General features: G+C 66.5%; 17 protein-coding genes and 1 pseudogene. 5 read left to right on the plus strand and 13 right to left on the minus strand.

Translation table 11 applies throughout. The annotated features are described in order from the left end of the window. The first annotated feature begins 384 nt into the window (after positions 1-384). Positions 385-756 (plus strand): hypothetical protein, encoded by a 372-nt coding sequence (locus JOE55_RS00675; RefSeq protein WP_204781703.1) that lies wholly within the window; start codon positions 385-387, stop codon positions 754-756. Between the two features lie 98 nt (positions 757-854). Here the strand turns inward: JOE55_RS00675 and JOE55_RS00680 are convergent, their stop codons facing one another. The 11 genes from JOE55_RS00680 to JOE55_RS00730 form a co-directional block, all read right to left on the minus strand. After that, positions 855-1,535 (minus strand): recombinase zinc ribbon domain-containing protein, encoded by a 681-nt coding sequence (locus JOE55_RS00680; RefSeq protein WP_204781704.1) that lies wholly within the window; start codon positions 1,533-1,535, stop codon positions 855-857. A gap of 563 nt (positions 1,536-2,098) precedes the next feature. Continuing rightward, on the minus strand, positions 2,099-2,305 hold the full coding sequence (locus JOE55_RS00685; RefSeq protein WP_204781705.1) for a hypothetical protein: 207 nt from the start codon (positions 2,303-2,305) through the stop codon (positions 2,099-2,101). 211 nt (positions 2,306-2,516) lie between these two features. Continuing rightward, positions 2,517-2,843: a hypothetical protein gene (locus JOE55_RS00690; RefSeq protein ID WP_204781706.1), complete on the minus strand. Its 327-nt coding sequence runs from the start codon at positions 2,841-2,843 to the stop codon at positions 2,517-2,519. Beyond that, positions 2,840-3,013: a hypothetical protein gene (locus tag JOE55_RS00695; protein WP_204781707.1), complete on the minus strand. Its 174-nt coding sequence runs from the start codon at positions 3,011-3,013 to the stop codon at positions 2,840-2,842. Before JOE55_RS00695 ends, JOE55_RS00690 begins: the two co-directional genes overlap by 4 nt. Positions 3,014-3,150: 137 nt before the next feature. Further along, positions 3,151-4,359, minus strand: a complete 1,209-nt coding sequence (locus tag JOE55_RS00700; protein ID WP_204781708.1) for a HEPN-associated N-terminal domain-containing protein — start codon at positions 4,357-4,359, stop codon at positions 3,151-3,153. A gap of 154 nt (positions 4,360-4,513) precedes the next feature. Next, positions 4,514-5,761, minus strand: a complete 1,248-nt coding sequence (locus tag JOE55_RS00705) for a hypothetical protein (protein WP_204781709.1) — start codon at positions 5,759-5,761, stop codon at positions 4,514-4,516. 210 nt (positions 5,762-5,971) lie between these two features. Beyond that, on the minus strand, positions 5,972-6,682 hold the full coding sequence (locus JOE55_RS00710; RefSeq protein WP_204781710.1) for a hypothetical protein: 711 nt from the start codon (positions 6,680-6,682) through the stop codon (positions 5,972-5,974). Positions 6,683-6,717: 35 nt separating this feature from the next. Further along, positions 6,718-7,485, minus strand: a complete 768-nt coding sequence (locus JOE55_RS00715; protein WP_204781711.1) for a YfbU family protein — start codon at positions 7,483-7,485, stop codon at positions 6,718-6,720. A gap of 414 nt (positions 7,486-7,899) precedes the next feature. Continuing rightward, the gene (locus tag JOE55_RS00720; protein WP_204781712.1) at positions 7,900-8,748 is read right to left on the minus strand and encodes an AbiV family abortive infection protein; all 849 of its coding nucleotides are present in this window, start codon (positions 8,746-8,748) and stop codon (positions 7,900-7,902) included. A gap of 286 nt (positions 8,749-9,034) precedes the next feature. Further along, positions 9,035-10,687, minus strand: a complete 1,653-nt coding sequence (locus JOE55_RS00725) for a UvrD-helicase domain-containing protein (RefSeq protein ID WP_204781713.1) — start codon at positions 10,685-10,687, stop codon at positions 9,035-9,037. Next, positions 10,687-12,312: an ATP-dependent nuclease gene (locus JOE55_RS00730; protein ID WP_204781714.1), complete on the minus strand. Its 1,626-nt coding sequence runs from the start codon at positions 12,310-12,312 to the stop codon at positions 10,687-10,689. Before JOE55_RS00730 ends, JOE55_RS00725 begins: the two co-directional genes overlap by 1 nt. Before the next feature lie 170 nt (positions 12,313-12,482). Here JOE55_RS00730 and JOE55_RS13255 point away from each other — a divergent pair. From JOE55_RS13255 to holA, 3 genes and pseudogenes are all read left to right on the plus strand, one after another. After that, positions 12,483-13,178, plus strand: a pseudogene (locus tag JOE55_RS13255) (ComEC/Rec2 family competence protein); the annotation flags it as partial. Then, positions 13,155-14,162: a ComEC/Rec2 family competence protein gene (locus JOE55_RS13260; RefSeq protein ID WP_275580814.1), complete on the plus strand. Its 1,008-nt coding sequence runs from the start codon at positions 13,155-13,157 to the stop codon at positions 14,160-14,162. The pseudogene JOE55_RS13255 and the gene JOE55_RS13260, both read left to right, overlap by 24 nt. Positions 14,163-14,294: 132 nt before the next feature. Further along, complete coding sequence (holA, locus tag JOE55_RS00740; protein ID WP_204781716.1) at positions 14,295-15,302, plus strand: DNA polymerase III subunit delta; 1,008 nt, start codon at positions 14,295-14,297, stop codon at positions 15,300-15,302. A 240-nt stretch (positions 15,303-15,542) separates the two neighbouring features. On the opposite strand, the gene rpsT is transcribed toward holA, so the two are convergent. Next, the gene (gene rpsT, locus JOE55_RS00745; protein ID WP_058870931.1) at positions 15,543-15,806 is read right to left on the minus strand and encodes a 30S ribosomal protein S20; all 264 of its coding nucleotides are present in this window, start codon (positions 15,804-15,806) and stop codon (positions 15,543-15,545) included. 172 nt (positions 15,807-15,978) lie between these two features. Next, on the minus strand, positions 15,979-16,569 hold the full coding sequence (locus JOE55_RS00750) for a type II toxin-antitoxin system PemK/MazF family toxin (protein WP_053447337.1): 591 nt from the start codon (positions 16,567-16,569) through the stop codon (positions 15,979-15,981). A gap of 189 nt (positions 16,570-16,758) precedes the next feature. Here JOE55_RS00750 and lepA point away from each other — a divergent pair, with 189 nt between their 5' ends. Continuing rightward, a complete protein-coding gene (gene lepA, locus JOE55_RS00755) occupies positions 16,759-18,606 on the plus strand; it encodes a translation elongation factor 4 (protein ID WP_024290505.1) in 1,848 nt (615 codons plus the stop codon). The last annotated feature ends 1 nt before the right edge of the window (position 18,607 follow it).

The following is an 18,607-nucleotide window of genomic DNA, read 5'->3' on the forward strand; positions in this document are numbered from 1 at the left end:
GAGCTCGTCGTCCTCGGGTAGCCGTTCGTCCAGGGCCGACCACCCCGGCCGGGCCCTACTTTCCCGGTGGCATGACCGAGGTTCGGCTGTGGGTCACGACCACCTACACCCGGGCGGTGCCCGGAGGCACCGGGTCAGCCGAGTGAGGGGGCAACTACGCCTCCGGCCTGCCGGCCCAGCTCGAGGCCCGGGCCCACGGGTGCGAGCAGGTGCTGTTTACCGCTGGCACCGGGAAGGACCGCGGCCTGGAGGAGGCCGGGGCGATGAACCTGTGCCTGGTCACCGCCGAGGGGCAGCTGCTCACTCCCGGGGCCGGGCACCATCCTGGAGGGCATCACCTGCGACAGCGTCCTGGCCCTGGGCTCCGAGCACGGCCTGGCCCTGGTGCAGCGCACCATCGGTCTGGCGGAGCTGCTGGAAGGCTGCCGCGCCGGGGCGATCACCGAGGTCTTCGCCGCCGGCACCGCCGCGGTGATCAGCCCCGTCCTCGGGCTGCGCGGGGACGAGTTCGACGTGACGGTCGGCGACGGGAGGCCCGGTCCCACCACGGTGGCCATCCGCGAGCAGCTGCTGGCCACTGACCATGTGACGAGCGTAACGGGTGCCTGCCACGTCATCGTGGCCCGCCCTCACGGTCGGAAGCCGGTGGCGGTTCCGGCACCCACAGGCGCAGCCAGACTCGTCCCGCACGAGGCGTCCACGACCGCCATCGGCTCCATCGGGGACCCGGTGTCGGTTCGTGCAGCTGGCTCCTGAGGATGTGCAGGGTCGCGCACACGATTTCTGAGCAAGAAGACCTCTCGTGCACAGGGCTCCTGACGGTCCAGTTCTAGCAGCCAACTGGACGAAGCCCGTCATCTCGCCTGACAGGGGTCCGGGTCTCGCCACACGAGGTCGACGCGTCGTGCGTTGGGGCCGCGCTGGCCGCGCTCAGCGGGGTCGACCGGGTGGATGCGGGGAACCATGAGCGACTCGATGACGTGCCGCTGTTGGATCAGCGACATGCCTGACCAGGTGTCCCGGACCCTCTGCGATCTCCTCAGCTCGTCCACGAGCGGATTGAGTCGCTCCAGCTCGTCGATCCTGGCCTGGGCCGCCTCGATCTTCAGGCGCACGATCCGCTCCTGAGCAGCGAGCACACGGGGCCGTCCTCTCCGCCTGGCCTCCTTGCGCACGGCCTCCAGCCATGCCCGGTGGCCCTTGATCTCGAGCCGCAGGGCGCGGCGCTCCGAGCCGTCCTCGTCCTCCTCCCTGGCACGTGGCACCCGGAAGTCGGGCCCGAGGATCCGGGCCAGCACGGCGTCCGTGACGATCTCATCGAGATGCTCCTGGCGCATGGACACGTGGAAACCGGTGCGTCCCGGGGCACCCGCGCACTCGTAGACGCGGTAGTGAGAGGGCTGATGCTTTCCGCCACCGGTGTTCTGCGCGCCGACCCGGGTGGCGGCCCCGCAGACGCCGCAGACCGCGATCGCGCTGAGCAGGTATCGGGGAGGTCGGCCTCTCCTCCTCGTTGTGCTGATCTGTCCGTCCACACTGATGAGTTTCGCTCACGAATGGGTCGGCTATGTGGACGCCCGTGCCGCGGATCCCCATCGTCCTGGTGCGTCGGGTCTCGGCCACTCGTGCACCGCCTCCTGGCGGAGAGTGAGCCACTGCTCCTCGCTCGGCCAAACGTCGCGCCTGTCGATGAACGCTGTGGTGAGCAGGTGCACCTGATAGTCCAGTCCGTCAGCGGGGGAGCAGCGGCTGCGATCTGCGCCGTGACCGAATCCTTGTAGGTCGCTCGGACGCTGGATGAGTGAGGGGATCCCTCCAGCCGGTGCTGGGCGCGCAGCTGCGCGACCTGCACCGTTCTCGGGAGTTGACCCAGGAAGGGCTTGCAGAGCAACTTGGTGCGACGCCGCGCTGCTTGGCAGGGATCGGACGCGGTGAGCGGAACCTCGCGCTCGACTCGGTCGACGCGCTGGCGGTCCAGCGGACGTCTCGGCTAGGGCACTACTTGACGTGCGCGCTAATTCCTAGCGGACAGCAGATCCGAATGCGTTACTCTGTTGGGGTGGGGCTGGAAAGCCCGGCCTCCTAGGATCCCAACCGACTACAAGTAGATGCCGGCCTCGGTGAAGTAGGCATGCGCGAACATCGGCTTTTCTGAGGGAATCAGCGGGCGGCCGAGTTGACCGACGTCGGCAAGGCCCCGCAGTTTCGGGAAGCGTTTATGGGCCCGTTCGTAGCGCTGCGTGTGGATGATGATGTGCTTGAGAAAATATCGGTTCTCCTCCGACATGCGGTCGAGATCCATCACCACGAGCTCCTTGTCGCGCCGGCCCTGCCGCTTGGACTGGATCTTGGTGGCGCGTGACTCGGTGTTCGCCAGCTCGTACGGGGTCGGTGCGATGTACTACGCGAGACGGTTGAAATTCTGCCAGAGCGCATAGAAGTCGTCCGGGCCCCAGCCGTGCTGGTCTTCGGAGTAGATCCGATCGTCGAAGCCCCGCAGCGGGCCGCTGCCCGGCTCAGCGTTCACGAGCGATCTGCGCTCGCACTACTGTCTTGATCTCACTGGCCAGCTCCTCCACGAGCGCGTTCACCATTCGACGGTAAGCGTCGTAGTCCTGTTCTGCCAAGCAGGCGCTGATCGCAGCGTCGTCGACGTCGATCTTCTGGGTTGCACCGGAGTGCGAAGACACTTCCACGTAGAGCCGGGCGGAGCCATCCGGCTCATGGCTGCCGACGCGGATGTCGACCGGTGCATCGATCGAAACGGCGTGTTCGGCCTCGCGCACCGCAGCGCGCGCCACATTGATCGTGCTGATTGTGAAGAGCGGACCGACGGGATTCATCGCAGTTCCTCGAAGGGATCTACGACGCTGTGCACGCCATGGGTGGGGCAGGAGAACGCAATCCTGATTCCTTGTCCTTCGCCCGCGTCGAACGGTTCGGGTGGGCAGTCCGCACCGCACTCGAGGCATGTCCGGTAGGACTCGTCTTCGCGCGCCAGCGGATCGAACATGTTCCTATTGTCGTCGACGGCCGTGCGACAGCGCAGCGGCTCAGGGCAAATTCAACTGGGACACGAGGCGCAATGCCACGTTCAGTAGCTCGTTGTTGATCGGTCACCACTTAGTTTTCGGAAACTGCACTGGCCCGCTACAGGCCCGTCGTGAGAGGGGCGCTCAGCACTCGTACGGATCCGGGATCCAGTCCGAGAACATGCGCACTATCCACCAAGGGGAGGTCCGTCATCTCCTCGTGCGAAGCGAAGATGACGCAACAGTCGATGCTTGGGTCTTTCGATGAGCGCCAGAGGACTCCAAGCACGGGTCCGGTCCGGTGGTTGAGCTCGTATCGGAGGAACTCGGAGATGATCTGTGTCGGGACGTAGTCGAGGTCGAGACGATCATCCGGGTCGGCCACCCGTCGAACGTCTTCGACGAAGTCCTGCATAAATCTCATTGAAGGACGTCGGTGCCGTTCGCTCGAGTCGAATAGCGATGGTACTCGAGGAGCATTCGTCAGGTCGACCACGGTGATGTCGCAAAGTAGTTCGAACTGACCAATGGTGCCAACGTGGGACGGATCTGCGTAGCTCGCGACCTCCCGCTGTGCGCCCAGCGCGGTGGACGCCCCGTAGAAGGCACCAATGCCCTTGCCGCTCATGCGATTGTCGCGCGCCACGTGATCGGGAGGCGTACCCAGATCCTTGGCGCTGACATAGGTTTCGGCTGGGGCGTGCGGACGAAGTCGCCACCACCTGGTTCCTGCGGGCAGGGTTCGAACCTGGTCGGCCTCGGCCACTGCTCTGAGAACCGCGGCCGGCACGTCGTTAATCGTGATCTCGCCGGGACTTTGGTGCGGAGTGGGCCCTTGGAGCAAGAAAGAGTACCGGCGTCGATGCTTCACATGATCTCGAAACTCTGACCATCCGTACCGAAGCGCGTCGGCCGGCGCGACCTTGTAAGGGTCGCGTTGAACCCATTCGGTCTGGCCGATGGCTGCGGTGAGGTCGTCGAGAAGATCTCCGTTCTCCGTCACCTCGTGAGCCTCAAGCACTTCGTAGGTATCCACGCACGGCATCTGATACCCGCCGTCGGCTGAGGACCAAAGCACCTGCTCGACAGGGTCCTCATATTCGCATCGAAGACTGCCCACAATGAGGTCTAGGAGGAGCGATACCGGCGCGCTTGCTCCAGATCTGGCAGGGGGAGAGCCACAGTAGTCACACGTCGTGGTGCCGGCGAAGGCCCGGACGGCTTCGACGAGGGCGTAGTCCGTGAGGCATTGCGTGCAGACCGTCTTATCGACTTGGCTCCATCCCCGCGCTTCGATCTCCTCGAGCCACCGTTTCACCTGGCCCATTCATCCCCCAGTCCTTGCATCGGATGCATGGGAGTCACCTTAGCGGCGAGATCCAGACGCTAGGGCGTGTCTCCCAATAGGTTCTTGAGCCAGACGGTGATGGCGCGCAGCACGGTCCCGCCGCGCTCTACGCGGAACAAACACGTATACGTGCTCACCAGTGCTGCGGGTTACGGTGTTTCCAGTCTTGCCATTCGTCGTGGCTCAAGTCGGGGCGTTCGCCTTGTGGCAGCCAGATGCGGCGGAGCGGGTCGGACTCTTCGAGGTGCTGCTCCGCCCATGAGAGGTACTCCCCGAGGATTCCGGCATGCTCGTGCTCCGGGCCGCGGTCCGTGACGGCTCCTCGCAGGCCGGTGACCGCGTCCGTGAGCTCGCGGTGCCGCACGAAGTCGCTGCGGAGCTGCTCGAGCGTCTCGGCCCAGCTGGTGTAGCGGGCCGCCCGTTTCCGCAGCTCTTCGGCGCGACGCTGCTGCTCGGCGCGCTCGAGCTCCCATTGGCGACGCCGTTCGACGGCTGCTCGGGCATCGACGGAGAGCTGCTGGATCCTCTCGATAGCGCGCAGCAGCTTATCCTCGATACGGGTGGCGACGGTGTCGTCGAGCGCGAGCACGTCATGAGTTCCGGCTCTGATCTCCAGGCGCATCCGTTCAGTCGCGACGTAGTCGTGCTTCGGATAGCTGCGCCAGTTGTAGCGGGTCTCCTTGGCCAGTTCCTCTTCGGTCGGAACGTGGTCGACGCGCCTCTGCTGCATCCGAATGCGGATCGTCGCCGGTGCGTCGCCTGCGTCGATCGAGAGCAGATCCGGTCCGGGGGAGACCCGAGTGCGACATCCGTTCCAAGGATCTTGCTCGAAGGTGGCAGGTTTGGCCGTCACCGTCCATCCGCGGCGCAGAGCCTCCTGGACGAGCGCGTGGAGGATGAGCAGAGCGCGCTGTCGTTCCTCGGTTGGAACGTCGAGACGTGCCTTGTGATCGACGATCTCCCGCACGGCTTGGTGGGGGCGTCGCACCTGCTCGGGCATCGGGATGGTCTCGTCCTTCACGACGCGCGCGGGCTTGGCCTTCGGGCCGGCCGATTCGGAAGGCTGTGGGTTGGGCTCCGTCTTGGTGCCCTCAGCGGTGGTGTCCTCCGGCTCGCGCTTCTGCGCCGGCTCGGGCGGTGCCAGCGGCTTCTTCTTCGACGACTCATCCTTAGGGTGGCGTCCGTGCTCGAGGTAGAACGCTCCAGCTTCGGTGATGGCGATACGCCAGTGCCCGCGCCGCTTGTCGAGATCCACGAGGCCGCGGTTGCGGAGCGCAATGGCGCTCGTCTTGAACGTGTCGCTGGGCGGATTGTCGAGATCAGCGCCGGCAGCGACCCAGCGAAGCACGAGGAGTTGAGTTTCGTTCAGCGATAGATCCATGGGACCAGGATGGTGGTGAAGGACCTGTCGGCGCACTGCTCGTGATCAAAGTGTCGACTGTCCTCAGAACGGTGTCGGCGATCTTCGCTGCCACGTCTCAGCGATACCCCATGAGCTTCGCCCAGTCTCCACCAGAAGATGGCGCGAGGAGGGGGCGATAAACACCTCGGTGTTGGCGATGAGGTACAGGTCAAAAGCGCTCCGAGAAGCTCATGACGTCTTCCTGCCCGCGGCCCGCCCCACGATCAGTTCGGTGGTCCGCACGAGCAGCACTGTGGCTTGTGCAGCTGCGAAGGCGTCGACGTCGTCGATGTCGCCATGCGTCACCTTCTGTGCGAGATCCCACGTCTTGCGCATCAGCGCGCGAAGCTCGGCCCGGTCGCGGCCGCTGGCGTGAGAGTCGATGAAGAGGTCGAACCAAGCGCGCGCATCGGCCCCTCGCGGAGGCTCCTGGCCCTCCGAGACAAGCGCCGGATCCGCGATCAGCTTGCCAAGATCGATGAGGATCTCGCGGCTACGACGCCCGACGTCCTGCCATGTGTCCTTATCGCGAGCACCGGTGTACTCGTTGATCAGCCCTCTGACCCGAAGATTGATGGCATCCCACGTAGGGCTCGAGACGCCCACGGCGGGGTCATGGACTGTCACTCCGTTGGCCTGCTCCTCCAACTGGTCGAGAGCCTCGCGCTTCAACGTCGCGACGTGGGTCCTACGGGAGGCGTAGGTCGGCAGCTCCTGGGAGTAATAGCCGTGCCACTCCCATAGCGACCGCCAGGGGAACGGGGGAGTGAGTCCGAGGCGTTTGAACTGGGCGGCCAGCACACGATCGTTGCGCTGGTAGTCCGCATCGAAGTCGTCGAAACGACCCTGACCTGTCCCGGTTGCGACGATGACGTTGGCCTGTCGCTCCACCAGCTCCACGAGCTGTGGGATCGAGGCGGTAGGAGCCGTCATCATCAGCCCTTGGACTTCCGGTTCGAGGGATGGATGCTCGCCTCGTCGATCTGTTGCAGCTCTTCCAGCGAGAGGAAGTAGTCCGTCCGGCTGAAGCCGCGTCCGCGGCCGTCCATGATCCGGCGGTACTCGGCCAGCATGCGCACGTACACGGCGAGCACACGGTGATGCGAGTTGCCGCTGTCGTTGCGCTCCAGCTGGGGCCTCAGTTCGGTCCACCGGTCGTCGCGCATGAGATACTCGACATAGCTGGCCATGTGGCCCTCAAGTGCGTCGTTGTGATCGAACCCCCTGAACTCGAGGCTGTTCTTCAGCTTCTCGTCGACCGTCGACCCGTCCTCCTCGAGACGGTCGATGCTGTAGGTGATGATCCGGAACATGTCGAGGATGTCCTTGACGCGCCCGCAGTCGCGCTGGGAGAGCTCCGTCTGGAAGCCTGCGGTCTCGAACCAGTACTCGCCTGTGTAACCGGCCTCCAGGATCTGCGCTCGCATGAGCTGGTAGTCGAGGTCGCCGTCGACGTCGTTCGCGTCCTCAGGGAGAACCCGGCCGAGGATGCGGTGGAGCATCGAGAGGATCTGCCGATCGATGATCCGCAAGGTCGTCTGCGGAGGCTCGTCGCCGTGCTTTGCTTCCTGCTCGTACACGGGCACCACGGCCTCCATCACTAGGTTGCGCACGTACTCGCTGAGGGAGAGGCCCTCGTCGTCCGCCAGTTCCTTGAGCTGGTCGCGGATCCGGTCCTCGACCCGAATATTCAGAACAGCCATGCCGTCCTCCAATCATCGTGTATGACGCTTAGTGTAGCTGCGTCATACATGCCTCAGCCTGAGTGAGCGATCCCGGCGTGTCGATGGACCTGATCGAAGTCGCGTGGCGGCCAGCCCGTTGAACTGAGGCGGCGACCCAGCCGGTGTTCTCCGGGGATCGTCCGGAGCGCGATCGTGCGATGTGCCGCCCAAGAACTGCCGAGCAGCTGGCTGCCACGCCTCACTATGTCGTCGGCATCGAGCGTGCGGAGCGGAACCTCGCGCTCGACTCGGTCGACGTGCTGGCTGCGCATCCGGTCGTCGACGCGGTGTCGCTGCTCGACGCCGGGCGCTGGTCCCTCGGCGATGACGATGTGGTCATAGTTGTCGAAGTCTCCAGCATCTACGATGCGATCGACGACTTGTCTCGCGGTGTCAATTGCTCGTCTCAGAGTTCGCGTCGGACGAGCACTCGATGTCCTGCGCAAGCGCCCAGAGTTCGCGGTCCTGTGCTTCGTATCCAGGTCGACCGACGTTCTCGAAGGGGTTCTTCGCCAGGACGAACGCGTAGCTGGTGTTGTGGAGCTTCTCGCCCGTCGTGCCGCTGCGCATCGACTCGACGATCTGCTCGACGATCTCCGGATCGACGCTGCGCATGAGGCTTCGCGTCTGTTCGATCTCCTCTTCGGACGCCGGCGGTACATCCCGGTGCTGCTCGAGCTGGCGTTTGCCCTCGATGTGTTCGCCGAGGCGGAGCTGCCAGCCGATCTGATGCACCTGGCCGACTACAGCGCGAACGGCGTCGGCGTCGGCCGTCTCCTGCGGCGTGATCGGATCACCCGTTGGCGTGACGTCGACGTAGAACCCGCGCTGCTTGAGGTGGTTGTGGTCGCGCTTCCACTCGTCGATGGTGCCGAGCACCCGTGCGTTCTCCTCGGGGTCCGACGGCTCGGTGCCGAACCAGTAGTCCTCGTGGACCAGGAAGTTGTGCACGACCTCGAGCTTGAGCCCGTGCAGCCCCCACAGATCCCTCAGCCTCTGGTTCACGAAAGGCTCGCCTTCGGGGGAAGAGGCGATCTGCACGCGCCGTTCGTGGAGAGCGATCGCCTTCCCTGACTCCTCCATGCCAAGGATTGCCAGCGACCGTGCAAGGGACACGTTCTCGCTGTCCAGCATGGCCACTGCTGCCCGGAGAAGTCGATCCGCATTCGCGAGCAGGGCGTCCTGCAATGCTATGACCTGGTCGGGACTGAGGTCTGCGGGGAGGTGCTGCTTGCCTGCCATGCTCCGAGTCTCCCTCGTGCCTCGGACATCGCCAGTGCGGAAGGGCATCGGCGGTTCGCGTGTTGGTCAGTGAGCTCAGAACGAGAGCCTCTGCTTCTGTAGCCCTTCGAGATCGTGCACGGTCAGCCGCCGGGGGTGCATATGAAGTGCCTGCGTTGAAGAACGGCGCGTCTGCGCGCTGCGACCCACCTCCTCATGTCTCGCGGGTGCGGCCTCGACATCTCGCTGCGGATTCGCGTCAGGGGCACGACCGGCCCGCTGTGCTCCTGGCCGCAGCCGGCGAAGGCTAGCCGCTCACCTTGAGCAGTTTCGCCACGTTCTGTGGCATGGACTTTGCGGCAGCCGCCATCTGCTCCCACCACCTCGACGGATCGTTGTGGAACACGCGTCCGTACTGGTTCGTGTTCGATGTCGCGTGGGTGAGGAAAAGCCCCTTCCGTGCCCTGGAGACCATCACAAGAAGGATCCGCGCGTCTTCGAGCACGGCTTCTTCCGTTCGGGAATACGAGCTTGGTACGTGACCGTCCTCGAGCGCCATCACGATCACCCAGTCGAACTGCTGGCCCTTGCCGACATGCGCGTTCAAGACGTGCACCCCCGGTGCGATCGCGGAGACCGCGTGGTGATCGCGAATGCGGTTCACCAGCGAAGCGACGGATGACTCGGTGTCCTCGTACTCGCTCAGCTGCTCGCAGGCTTCGTGGATCTCTGTCAGCGTGTCGACCTCCGTGGGCGGCAGCGCTGTGCATGCGCGCTCCTCGAGCTCGGCCACCTGCTCAGCGAATGAGGCTGTTGCGTCGACGTGTCGAGCGTGGAGCTTAAGCAGGCGCACCACCCGTGGTGTGTCCAGCGCGATGTCCCAGAACTGGGGGTAATGGGTAGCGCGCTCGTACGCGCGGTCCAGCGCGCCGCGGCGATACACGGCGCGGCAGATCACGCCGATCCGATCGTCGGGGTACTTCTCGGCGAGGTAGTCGGTGAGCGCGACGATGCCGTCTGCTTCTGCTGTGTCGTTCGGGTAAGCGGCGGCATACGCGTGCCCGCCGGACTTGCCCCAGCGTTCCGGCTGGGCGGCTTCCAGCGCAGGTGAACCGAGGTCCACGGAGACGCTGTTGACGACGCTGAGGACGGCGGGGGAGGAGCGGAACGAGCTCGTGAGATGCACGACCTCGCAGCTCGACTCGAGCTCAGCGTGGATATGATCCGGATCGGCACCAGCCCAGCCGAAGATGCCTTGGAACGGATCGCCGACATATGTCACGTTTCGTCGGGCGACGCGCTGGGTGATTTCGTATTGCTGGAGGGAGAGATCCTGGAACTCGTCGACGAGAAGCGCGTCGAAGTGGGCTTGGAAGAGTGCCGCGACGCGGTCGTTGCGGAGGATGAGCTGTGCATAGCGCAGGAGATCTCCGTAGTCGACGTAGTTCTCCGTCTGCCTTGCGCGCTCGATGTCCAGTGCGTCCTGATCGCTTGCCAGGCGCTCGAGGACCTCGGCGTCGGTCAGGGGCTCGCGTTTGCCCGTTTGAAGGAGATCCTTCACGTTCTTCGTGCGCGTGCGATCGAGGCCTCGGTCCGCCATGGCTCGACGCAGCCACGAGGGATTCGGACCGGTATAGCCCCGTTCGAGCCCGATCACCGGAGCGTGCGCTTCGACGATGCGCGCCGCGAGCTCGTGGAAGTTCATAGTCGACACGCTCGCGCGCATCTGCGCCTCGCCGAGCTGCTGCCGCAGTCGCTCGCGAAGGTTGTCCCTCGCCCTGTTGGTGAACGTGATTGCGAGAAGTCGACGGCCGGGCCGCACGGTGCCGTCTCGGATCAAGCGCTGCGCTCGCATGGCAAGCAGCTCCGTCTTCCCGCAACCCGGCGGCGCGACGACTAGCAAACGATCTGCGGTGCTTTCGACTGCCCTGCGCTGCGCGCCGATCGGGGTGTTCGCCATCAGACCACCATCGCCTTGATGTGCTGGATCAGGCCGTTGAGTGCGTCGGACGAAGCGATCACCGTGGGTGTGAGCAGAGGCGCGATCGCGCGTGCCGCGGGGATCTTCCGGCTGTCCTGCTTCGTGATGAAGTCGGCGACCTGGTTGTCGGTGAGATCATCGAGCGATGATGCTCCACCGGCGTTGAGCAGTCCCTGCTCGCGGGCGATTCCGGTTTCGATGAGTGCGTCGGCGACGGTCCTGGCACCCAGCAGCGACACGTACTCGTGCTCGAGATCCGACCTTGCCACGAAGAACCCGTGCTTGCCGAGGGACTTTGGCTTGATGCCCAGCGCCCCGGACCAAGCATGCTCACGATCCTCGTCGCACAGGCCGCACAATGCCAGGTCGAAGCCGTTCTTGCCGACGATCTCGAGCACCTTCTTGAACTTGTCCGCGCCGTCGAGAGCGAACACAGACACGCCGGCGCGATCGAGGCTCACACCCGCGTTCGCCGCGACGACTTCGACGATCACTCGATCTGCAGCGCCCTCGACGAACAGCAGCTTTCGCGCCGTCAGACCCTCCAGCAGCTGCGGCGACCACCAATGGATCCGTTCCTTCTCGACGGCACTGAAGTTCGCCTCAGGGATCTGCCTGACCTCACGGTCCGGGTTGACGACGAGCACGTGCTTCGGCTCGAACCGCTGGACCACGTAAGGGGAGTGCGTGACGACGATCCGTTGCTTCGATGACGCGGCGAACAGAGCGGCGACCGTTCGCTGGCTGGCGGCGTGCAGATGGATCTCGGGCTCGTCGACCGCCACGATGTTCGCCGCTGACTGTGCGAGATCGAAGAACGTCAGCGCCATGAGCTGACGCATGCCATCGCTCTGATCTCCGAGCGCCTTAAAGCGGTCACCGTCGCGAAGGTAGAGGGTGGCACCGTCGAGCGGACTCGACTGCGGGTCGGCCGTGGTGCGGATTGTCAGACCGTCGGCGTCGTAGGACCGGGGAACAGCGCGGGAGAGGTGCCCCGCGATCTCCTGACGGAGCGAGTGAAGCGCGTCGTTGTCGGCAAGCTTCTCGTTGAAGGACTCCAGGAGATCCTCCAGAGCCTCGCTGTCGTTACCCACGTCGACCGAATCGAGCATCATCCGGAAGGCGCTCCGCTTGCCTTCCATGTAGTCGGCCGAGTTGCTGCGGTCCGCAGGAAGGTACTGCCACCCGATCACCGCGAGCTGGTCACGAGTCGGCTGCCTCCGATTGCCAGAGTCGGGGAAGTAGCGATCGATCAGGACGTTGTCGGGGTCTCCCTCCACTCTCGCCACCTCAAGGCGAAGGAGCAGATAGTCGGGCTCACCTTCCCGAACCGACATCTGGAAGGGGAACTGGCCTGCCTCTTCCTCGCTGAAGCCTTCGAGTCGCGCTTCCACGACGAGCATGTCCGCTCCCGCGCGGATGTGCTCAGGATGTATCGACTGGTAGAGCTGCTGAGTCGACGCGCCCAGCAGCTGGTGGAGAAGCCGAAGAATCGAGGTCTTCCCGACGTCGTTCCCTCCCACGATCACAAGGTGCTCCCGAACGGGGACCTCCAGGTCGGCAAGCACGGCGTGCCCCATGATCTTGATCTGAGAGAGCTTCATCGGTTCCTCGCTACGCTGCGTTACTCCTGACAATCGGTCGACCGTCTGTTCGATCAGCGTACTGAGCGCGACGCCCGAAACTGGGTCGGCTCTCCGGCAGACGATGCCTACGCGGGACGATGGAACATGCACATGTAGACCCACCCCTATTTTGAACAGTATCAGGCTCCAACTGCGCCCTGGTCATGGCCCTGGCCGGCCAGCTCGCCCTGGGGCTGGGCGCCCGTCGGCGGGTGTGCGTGATGACCGGTCTCGGCGCGCTCGGGCTGTTCGTCGTGCTCGTGGGACCGGACCCCTCCGTGCTGCGCGCGGCGGTGATGGGAGCCGTGGCCGCGCTCGCGGTCCTCTCCGGGCGCGGACCCGTCTCGCTGGCCGCGCTGTCCACGGCCATGTGCGTCCTGCTCGTGATCGATCCGGGCCTGGGCCCCGAGTTCGGCTTCGCCCTCTCCGTGTGTGCCACCGCCGGGATTGTGGTGACCGCCCGACCGCTGACACGGGTCCTGGAGCGCCTCATGCCCACGGTCCTCGCGATCGTGCTCGCCGTTCCGCTCGTGGCCCAGCTGTGGTGCGGGCCCGTGCTGGCGCTGCTGACGCCCACCGTGGCCACCTATGCCGTGCCCGCCAACGTGATCGCCGCCCCAGTCGTCCCGCTGATCACCGTGCTCGGACTCGCAGCTCTGATCCTGCTGGGGCTCGGAGGGCCCGTGGGGGAGGCGCTGGGCTCGGCGCTGCTGGAGCCGGGATCGTGGGCGGTGGGGGTGATCGCGCGCTCGGCCCGCTTCTTCGCAGGGCTTCCCGGCTCCACAGCTCCCTGGCTGGGCCTGCCTGCTGGACCGGTGCTCATGCTGATCCTCAGTGCGGGGATCGTGGTGGCCCTGCACCGCCTGGATGCCCGCTGGCTGGAGCGCTCCCGCGTGGGCGAGGTCCGCTCCGGACCGGCACCCGGCCCCGTCTCCGAGGCTGCCTGGATCCGGGCCCGACGACGCGAGCGGGCCTGGCGCAGCGCCGGGCTGATCGTGATCGCGACGGGCATCGCGGCCCTCGTCGCGGTGCTGCGCTGGCCGGATCAGCATGCGGAGGAGTGGTCGGTGCTGGCCTGCGACGTCGGCCAGGGCGATGCCGTGCTGCTGCGCGGCCGCCAGGACGACCGCGAGTCCACGGTCCTGATCGATGCCGGGCCCGATCCGGGTGCGCTGCGCGGCTGCCTGAAGGACGCCGGGGTCGAGCGCCTGGACCTGCTGGTGCTCACCCATGACCACGCCGACCACGTGGCCGGCGCCGAGGGCCTGGGGCAGTTCGTGGAGATCGATCGGGTGTGGTGGTCCTCGGCCTCCGGGCGGGCCCCCCAGGAGCTCGCCGGACTGGACGACCGCGCCGCCCGCCCGACGATCGGGCAGCGCTTCGAGGGTGCGGGGCTGGAGCTGCTCGTGCTCGCTCCCGATCCCGCGACGACCCGGATCAGCCCCGAGTCCGAGGACGAGAACAACGCCTCGATCGTCCTGCGCGCCGAGGTCTCCGACGGTTCGCAGCGCTTCTCGATGCTCGCCGCGGGGGACCTGGAGGAGTCGGGGGCCGGTGCCCTGCTGCGCACGGACCCCTCCGTGCTGGACGTGGATCTGCTCAAGGTCTCCCACCACGGCGCGCGCAACGGCGGGGTGGCGATCATCGACGCCGCTTCACCGAGCCTGGCGCTGGCCTCCGTGGGAGCGGACAACGACTACGGCCACCCGCATCCCGTGATCACCGAGCATCTGGCGCAGGGCTCGATCCCCCTGGCGCGCACCGACCGGATGGGTGCGGTGGCCATCCACGTGCAGGACGGTGCGCTGGTGGCCCAGGCCACCGGGTGAGCCGCCCGAGCCGAAGCCTCCCGGGGCGTCCGAGACGGCAGGACCCAGGCGGCGCGGAAGCTCGAGCAGCAGATGCCCGTCGCAGCTGTGGGTGAGCGTCTGCTGTCTGCCGCTCGTGCGATCCTTGGGGACATGACTCCGCCTCGTCGTCGCACCGCCGCAGCCGCCGCCCCCGGAGTCTCCTGGCGCGATGTCGAGCCCGCCCCTCTGATCCTGATCACCGGCAAGGAGGGCTACCTGATCGCCCGCGCCGTGGACAGGCTGCGGGCCCAGCTGAAGGAATCACGCGGGGCCATCGAGCTCTCGCGAGTGGACGCGTCCGGTTACACGCCGGGTCAGCTCCAGGTGCTGGCCAGCCCGTCGCTGTTCGAGGACCCCAAGCTGATCGTGATCGAGGATCTCGCGCAGATGAGCGAGGACCTGCTCAAGGACGGCCTGGAGTACGTGGGACAGGCGGATCCCGAGGTCGTGGTGGTCTTCGTGCACTCGGGCGGCAATCGCGGCAAGAAGCTGCTCGACGCCCTGAAGGCCAAGGCGGTCGTGGTGGATGCCGCTCCGCTGAAGAACGATCGCGACAAGGTCGAGTTCGTGCGCCACGAGTTCCGCACCCATCAGCGCACGATCGACCCGGATGCCGCCCGAGCGCTGACGCAGGCCGTCGGCAACTCCACGTCCGAGCTCGCCTCGGCGTGCTCGCAGCTGCTCTCGGACGGCCCGGAGCACATCACCTTCGACGTCGTGGAGACCTACTACGGCGGGCGCGTGGAGGCCACGGCCTTCAAGGTCGCCGACGCCGCCCTGGCCGGTCAGCCGGCGGCGGCGCTGAAGCTGTGGCGGCAGGCCCTGGACACCGGCACGGACCCGGTGCCCATGGTCGCGGCCCTGGCCGCCAAGGTGCGGCTCGTGGCCGCCGTGCACGGTGTGAGCGGCAGCGCGAACCAGCTGGCCGGGCAGGTCGGGGGAGCCCCGTGGCAGGTCGAGCGCGCGCAGCAGGAGGCCCGTCGCTTCACGGAGGCGGACATGGTCAAGGCCTTGCGCGCGCTGGCGGAGGCCGATGCTCAGGTCAAGGGCGAGTCCCGCAGCGCGCCGTACGCGGTGGAGAAGGCGATCACCACGATCGCCCTGTCCGGCCGGCGCTGAGGCACGGGCCATCCGACCTGCTCGTCGGTGAGGAGTCGCTCGTGCCGGTCATCTGCGTGGCGAGCTCCGCATCTGAGACTCCTCACGGCAGTTCGACATCCAAAGCCCTCGCGGCGGCTCTGATCGACTTGCGCGCTATGCCGTCGTCGCGGCCACGGTAAAGCGAATGGTCCCGCTCCCTCGAGGGGAGCGGGACCATTCGACGAAGCGCCGCGGCCGCGGCAGCCGGATCCTGACGGATCAGGCCATCGAGGCGACGCGCTTGGCGAAGCCCGACTTCTTGTTGGCCGCGTTGTTCTTGTGCAGCACGCCCTTGGAGACGGCCTTGTCGTACTTGCGGGAGACGTCGCGCAGTGCGGTCTCGGCAGCGGACTTGTCGCCGGAGGCGACGGCCGAGTCGAGGCGGCGCACGTAGGTCTTCAGCTCCGACTTGTACGCGTTGTTACGCAGGCGCGACTTCTCGTTCGTCAGGATGCGCTTCTTCTGGGACTTGATGTTAGCCACAGGGACTCCTCTTCACAGGTTCACGTTGATCGGATCGGTGAGGGCTCACGGCCGACCATGACTGAGACATGAGAGTGGGGACGCTCGCAACAGTCGACCGCAGTGCCCGGCGATCAGCGCGGACACACAGCGGACAAGCCTACCAGAGCGGGGGCCCGGCGGCCCCGAGGCCTCAGCCGCGTCGCTCGAGCCCCCGGGCGACGTCATCGAACCGGTCCTTCGGCAGCACCGCGCCCTCGCGGCGCACATCCTCGGGCCGGACCCGGATCACGCGGTCCAGCTTGACCTCGGACGGGCGGCCGTCGCGGTCCCAGGCGCCCGTGCCGATGTCGAGGTAGTCGGCATCCGAGGAGCTCGCGTTGTTGCGGTCCTTGGAGGTCAGCATCAGCACGAGCAGGTACGGGCCGTCGTGCCCGACGATCAGCACGGGCCGGTCCTTGCCCCGGGAGTGGTCCTCCTCGTAGGGCACCCAGGTCCACACGATCTCCCCGGGATCGGGCTCGCCGTCGGGGTCCGGGGCGTAGGACACCGCCACACGGCCCCGGTAGTCGCCCGGGTACTCACCGGACAACCCGCGACCGGAGGAGTGCGACGACGACGGCGACGACGAGCGCTGCTGGGATCCGGGACTGTCCCGGGCGGTCGTGGAGGTCGAGGGTCCCGAGCTCGTTCGGCCCGTCTCGCGCTGGAGGCGCTGCACGACCCGATAGCCGCGCAGCAGACCGCGGGCGACCTGCTGGAAGTTGATGTTCATGCCCGCCATTGAACCAGGCCCGCTGCCCGGGACCGGCTGAGGCCTCGCCGAGGGCTGGGGCACAGCATCGGCTGGGCGCGGTCGTCGCGACGAGCGCGGCGCAGAGGACATGAGACACTGGGCCATTGATCCGCCCTGCCCGTCGGGCGCCGAGCACTGAACAGCCGCGCGTCCGGATCGACCAAGAGAGGCCCCGCCTTGTCCCCACTGGCCGCCCATCCGCCGGTGCCCGCGCGCACCGACCAGTCGGTGCTGCGCAACTTCTGCATCATCGCGCACATCGACCACGGCAAGTCGACGCTGGCCGATCGCATGCTGCAGTCGACCGGCGTGGTCACGCCGCGTGAGATGAAGGCTCAGTACCTGGACCGCATGGACATCGAGCGCGAGCGCGGCATCACGATCAAGTCGCAGGCGGTGCGCATGCCCTGGGGCGTGAACGGCACCGACTACGCCCTGAACATGATCGACACCCCGGGCCACGTGGACTTCACCTATGAGGTCTCCCGCTCGCTGGCCGCCTGCGAGGGCGCGCTGCTGCTGGTGGACGCCGCGCAGGGGATCGAGGCGCAGACCCTGGCCAACCTCTACCTGGCCATGGAGAACGACCTCACCATCATCCCGGTGCTCAACAAGATCGACCTGCCGGCCGCTCAGCCGGAGAAGTACGCCGAGGAGATCGGCAACCTGATCGGCGAGGACCCGGAGCGCGTGCTGCGGGTCTCCGGCAAGACCGGTGAGGGCGTCGAGGAGCTGCTGGACCGCATCGTGGAGGAGATCCCGGCGCCGTCGGGCGATCCCGAGGCTCCCGCCCGTGCCATGATCTTCGACTCCGTGTTCGACACCTACCGCGGCGTGGTCACCTACGTGCGGCTCTTCGACGGCAGCCTCAAACCGCGCGAGCGCATCGAGATGATGTCCACCGGGGCCCAGCACGAGCTGCTCGAGATCGGCGTGATGTCGCCGGAGCCCAAGCCCACCGACGGCCTGGCCGCGGGGGAGACCGGCTACCTCATCACCGGCGTGAAGGACGTCCGCCAGTCCCGTGTGGGCGACACCGTCACCACCGCCGTCAAGGGCGCTGAGCAGGAGCTCGGCGGCTACGAGGACCCCAAGCCCATGGTCTTCTCCGGGCTGTTCCCGATCGACGGCTCCGACTACCCGGTGCTGCGCGACGCCCTGGAGAAGCTGCAGCTCAACGACGCCGCCCTGGTCTGGGAGCCCGAGACCTCCACGGCGCTGGGCTTCGGCTTCCGCTGCGGCTTCCTGGGCCTGCTGCACCTGGAGATCACGCGCGAGCGCCTCGAGCGCGAGTACAACCTGGATCTGATCGCCACGGCGCCGTCGGTGTCCTACGACGTCACGACCGAGGACGGCACCGAGCTGCTGGTCACCAACCCGTCCGAGTTCCCCGAGGGCAAGATCAAGGAGATCCGCGAGCCGATGGTCGCGGCCACGATCCTGGCGCCGTCGGAGTTCGTGGGCACCATCATGGAGCTCGCCCAGTCCAAGCGCGGCCAGATGGGCGGCATGGACTACCTCTCCGAGGACCGCGTGGAGCTGCGCTACCGCCTGCCGCTGGCCGAGATCGTGGTGGGCTTCTTCGACCAGCTCAAGTCCAAGACCCGCGGCTACGCCTCCCTGGACTGGAAGGCCGACGGCGACGAGGTCTCCGAGCTCGTGAAGGTCGATCTCCTGCTGCAGGGGGAGCGCGTGGACGCCTTCTCCGCGATCACGCACAAGGACAAGGCCTACTCCTACGGCACCACCATGGCGAACAAGCTGCGCGAGCTCATCCCGCGCCAGCAGTTCGAGGTCCCCGTCCAAGCGGCGATCGGCTCGCGGATCATCGCACGAGAGAACATCCGGGCCATCCGCAAGGACGTGCTCTCCAAGTGCTACGGCGGCGACATCACCCGCAAGCGCAAGCTGCTCGAGAAGCAGAAGGAGGGCAAGAAGCGCATGAAGATGGTCGGTCGCGTGGAGGTCCCCCAGGAGGCCTTCGTGGCGGCGCTGTCGGCGGACGAGCCGGAGAAGAAGAAGTAGT

It is taken from the genome of Kocuria palustris (assembly GCF_016907795.1).
In the GTDB taxonomy this organism is placed as follows: domain Bacteria; phylum Actinomycetota; class Actinomycetes; order Actinomycetales; family Micrococcaceae; genus Kocuria; species Kocuria palustris.

Excerpts from the sequence above, each read along its gene's own strand:
- JOE55_RS00705 (WP_204781709.1), bottom strand. The coding sequence starts at position 5,761 with ATGGATCTATCGCTGAACGAAACTCAACTCCTCGTGCTTCGCTGGGTC.
- JOE55_RS00725 (WP_204781713.1), bottom strand. The coding sequence starts at position 10,687 with ATGGCGAACACCCCGATCGGCGCGCAGCGCAGGGCAGTCGAAAGCACC.
- JOE55_RS00730 (WP_204781714.1), bottom strand. The coding sequence starts at position 12,312 with ATGAAGCTCTCTCAGATCAAGATCATGGGGCACGCCGTGCTTGCCGAC.
- JOE55_RS00720 (WP_204781712.1), bottom strand. The coding sequence starts at position 8,748 with ATGGCAGGCAAGCAGCACCTCCCCGCAGACCTCAGTCCCGACCAGGTC.
- JOE55_RS00695 (WP_204781707.1), bottom strand. The coding sequence starts at position 3,013 with ATGTTCGATCCGCTGGCGCGCGAAGACGAGTCCTACCGGACATGCCTC.
- JOE55_RS00700 (WP_204781708.1), bottom strand. The coding sequence starts at position 4,359 with ATGGGCCAGGTGAAACGGTGGCTCGAGGAGATCGAAGCGCGGGGATGG.
- JOE55_RS00690 (WP_204781706.1), bottom strand. The coding sequence starts at position 2,843 with ATGAATCCCGTCGGTCCGCTCTTCACAATCAGCACGATCAATGTGGCG.
- JOE55_RS13260 (WP_275580814.1), top strand. The coding sequence starts at position 13,155 with ATGCTGATCCTCAGTGCGGGGATCGTGGTGGCCCTGCACCGCCTGGAT.
- holA (WP_204781716.1), top strand. The coding sequence starts at position 14,295 with ATGACTCCGCCTCGTCGTCGCACCGCCGCAGCCGCCGCCCCCGGAGTC.
- JOE55_RS00715 (WP_204781711.1), bottom strand. The coding sequence starts at position 7,485 with ATGGCTGTTCTGAATATTCGGGTCGAGGACCGGATCCGCGACCAGCTC.
- JOE55_RS00750 (WP_053447337.1), bottom strand. The coding sequence starts at position 16,569 with ATGGCGGGCATGAACATCAACTTCCAGCAGGTCGCCCGCGGTCTGCTG.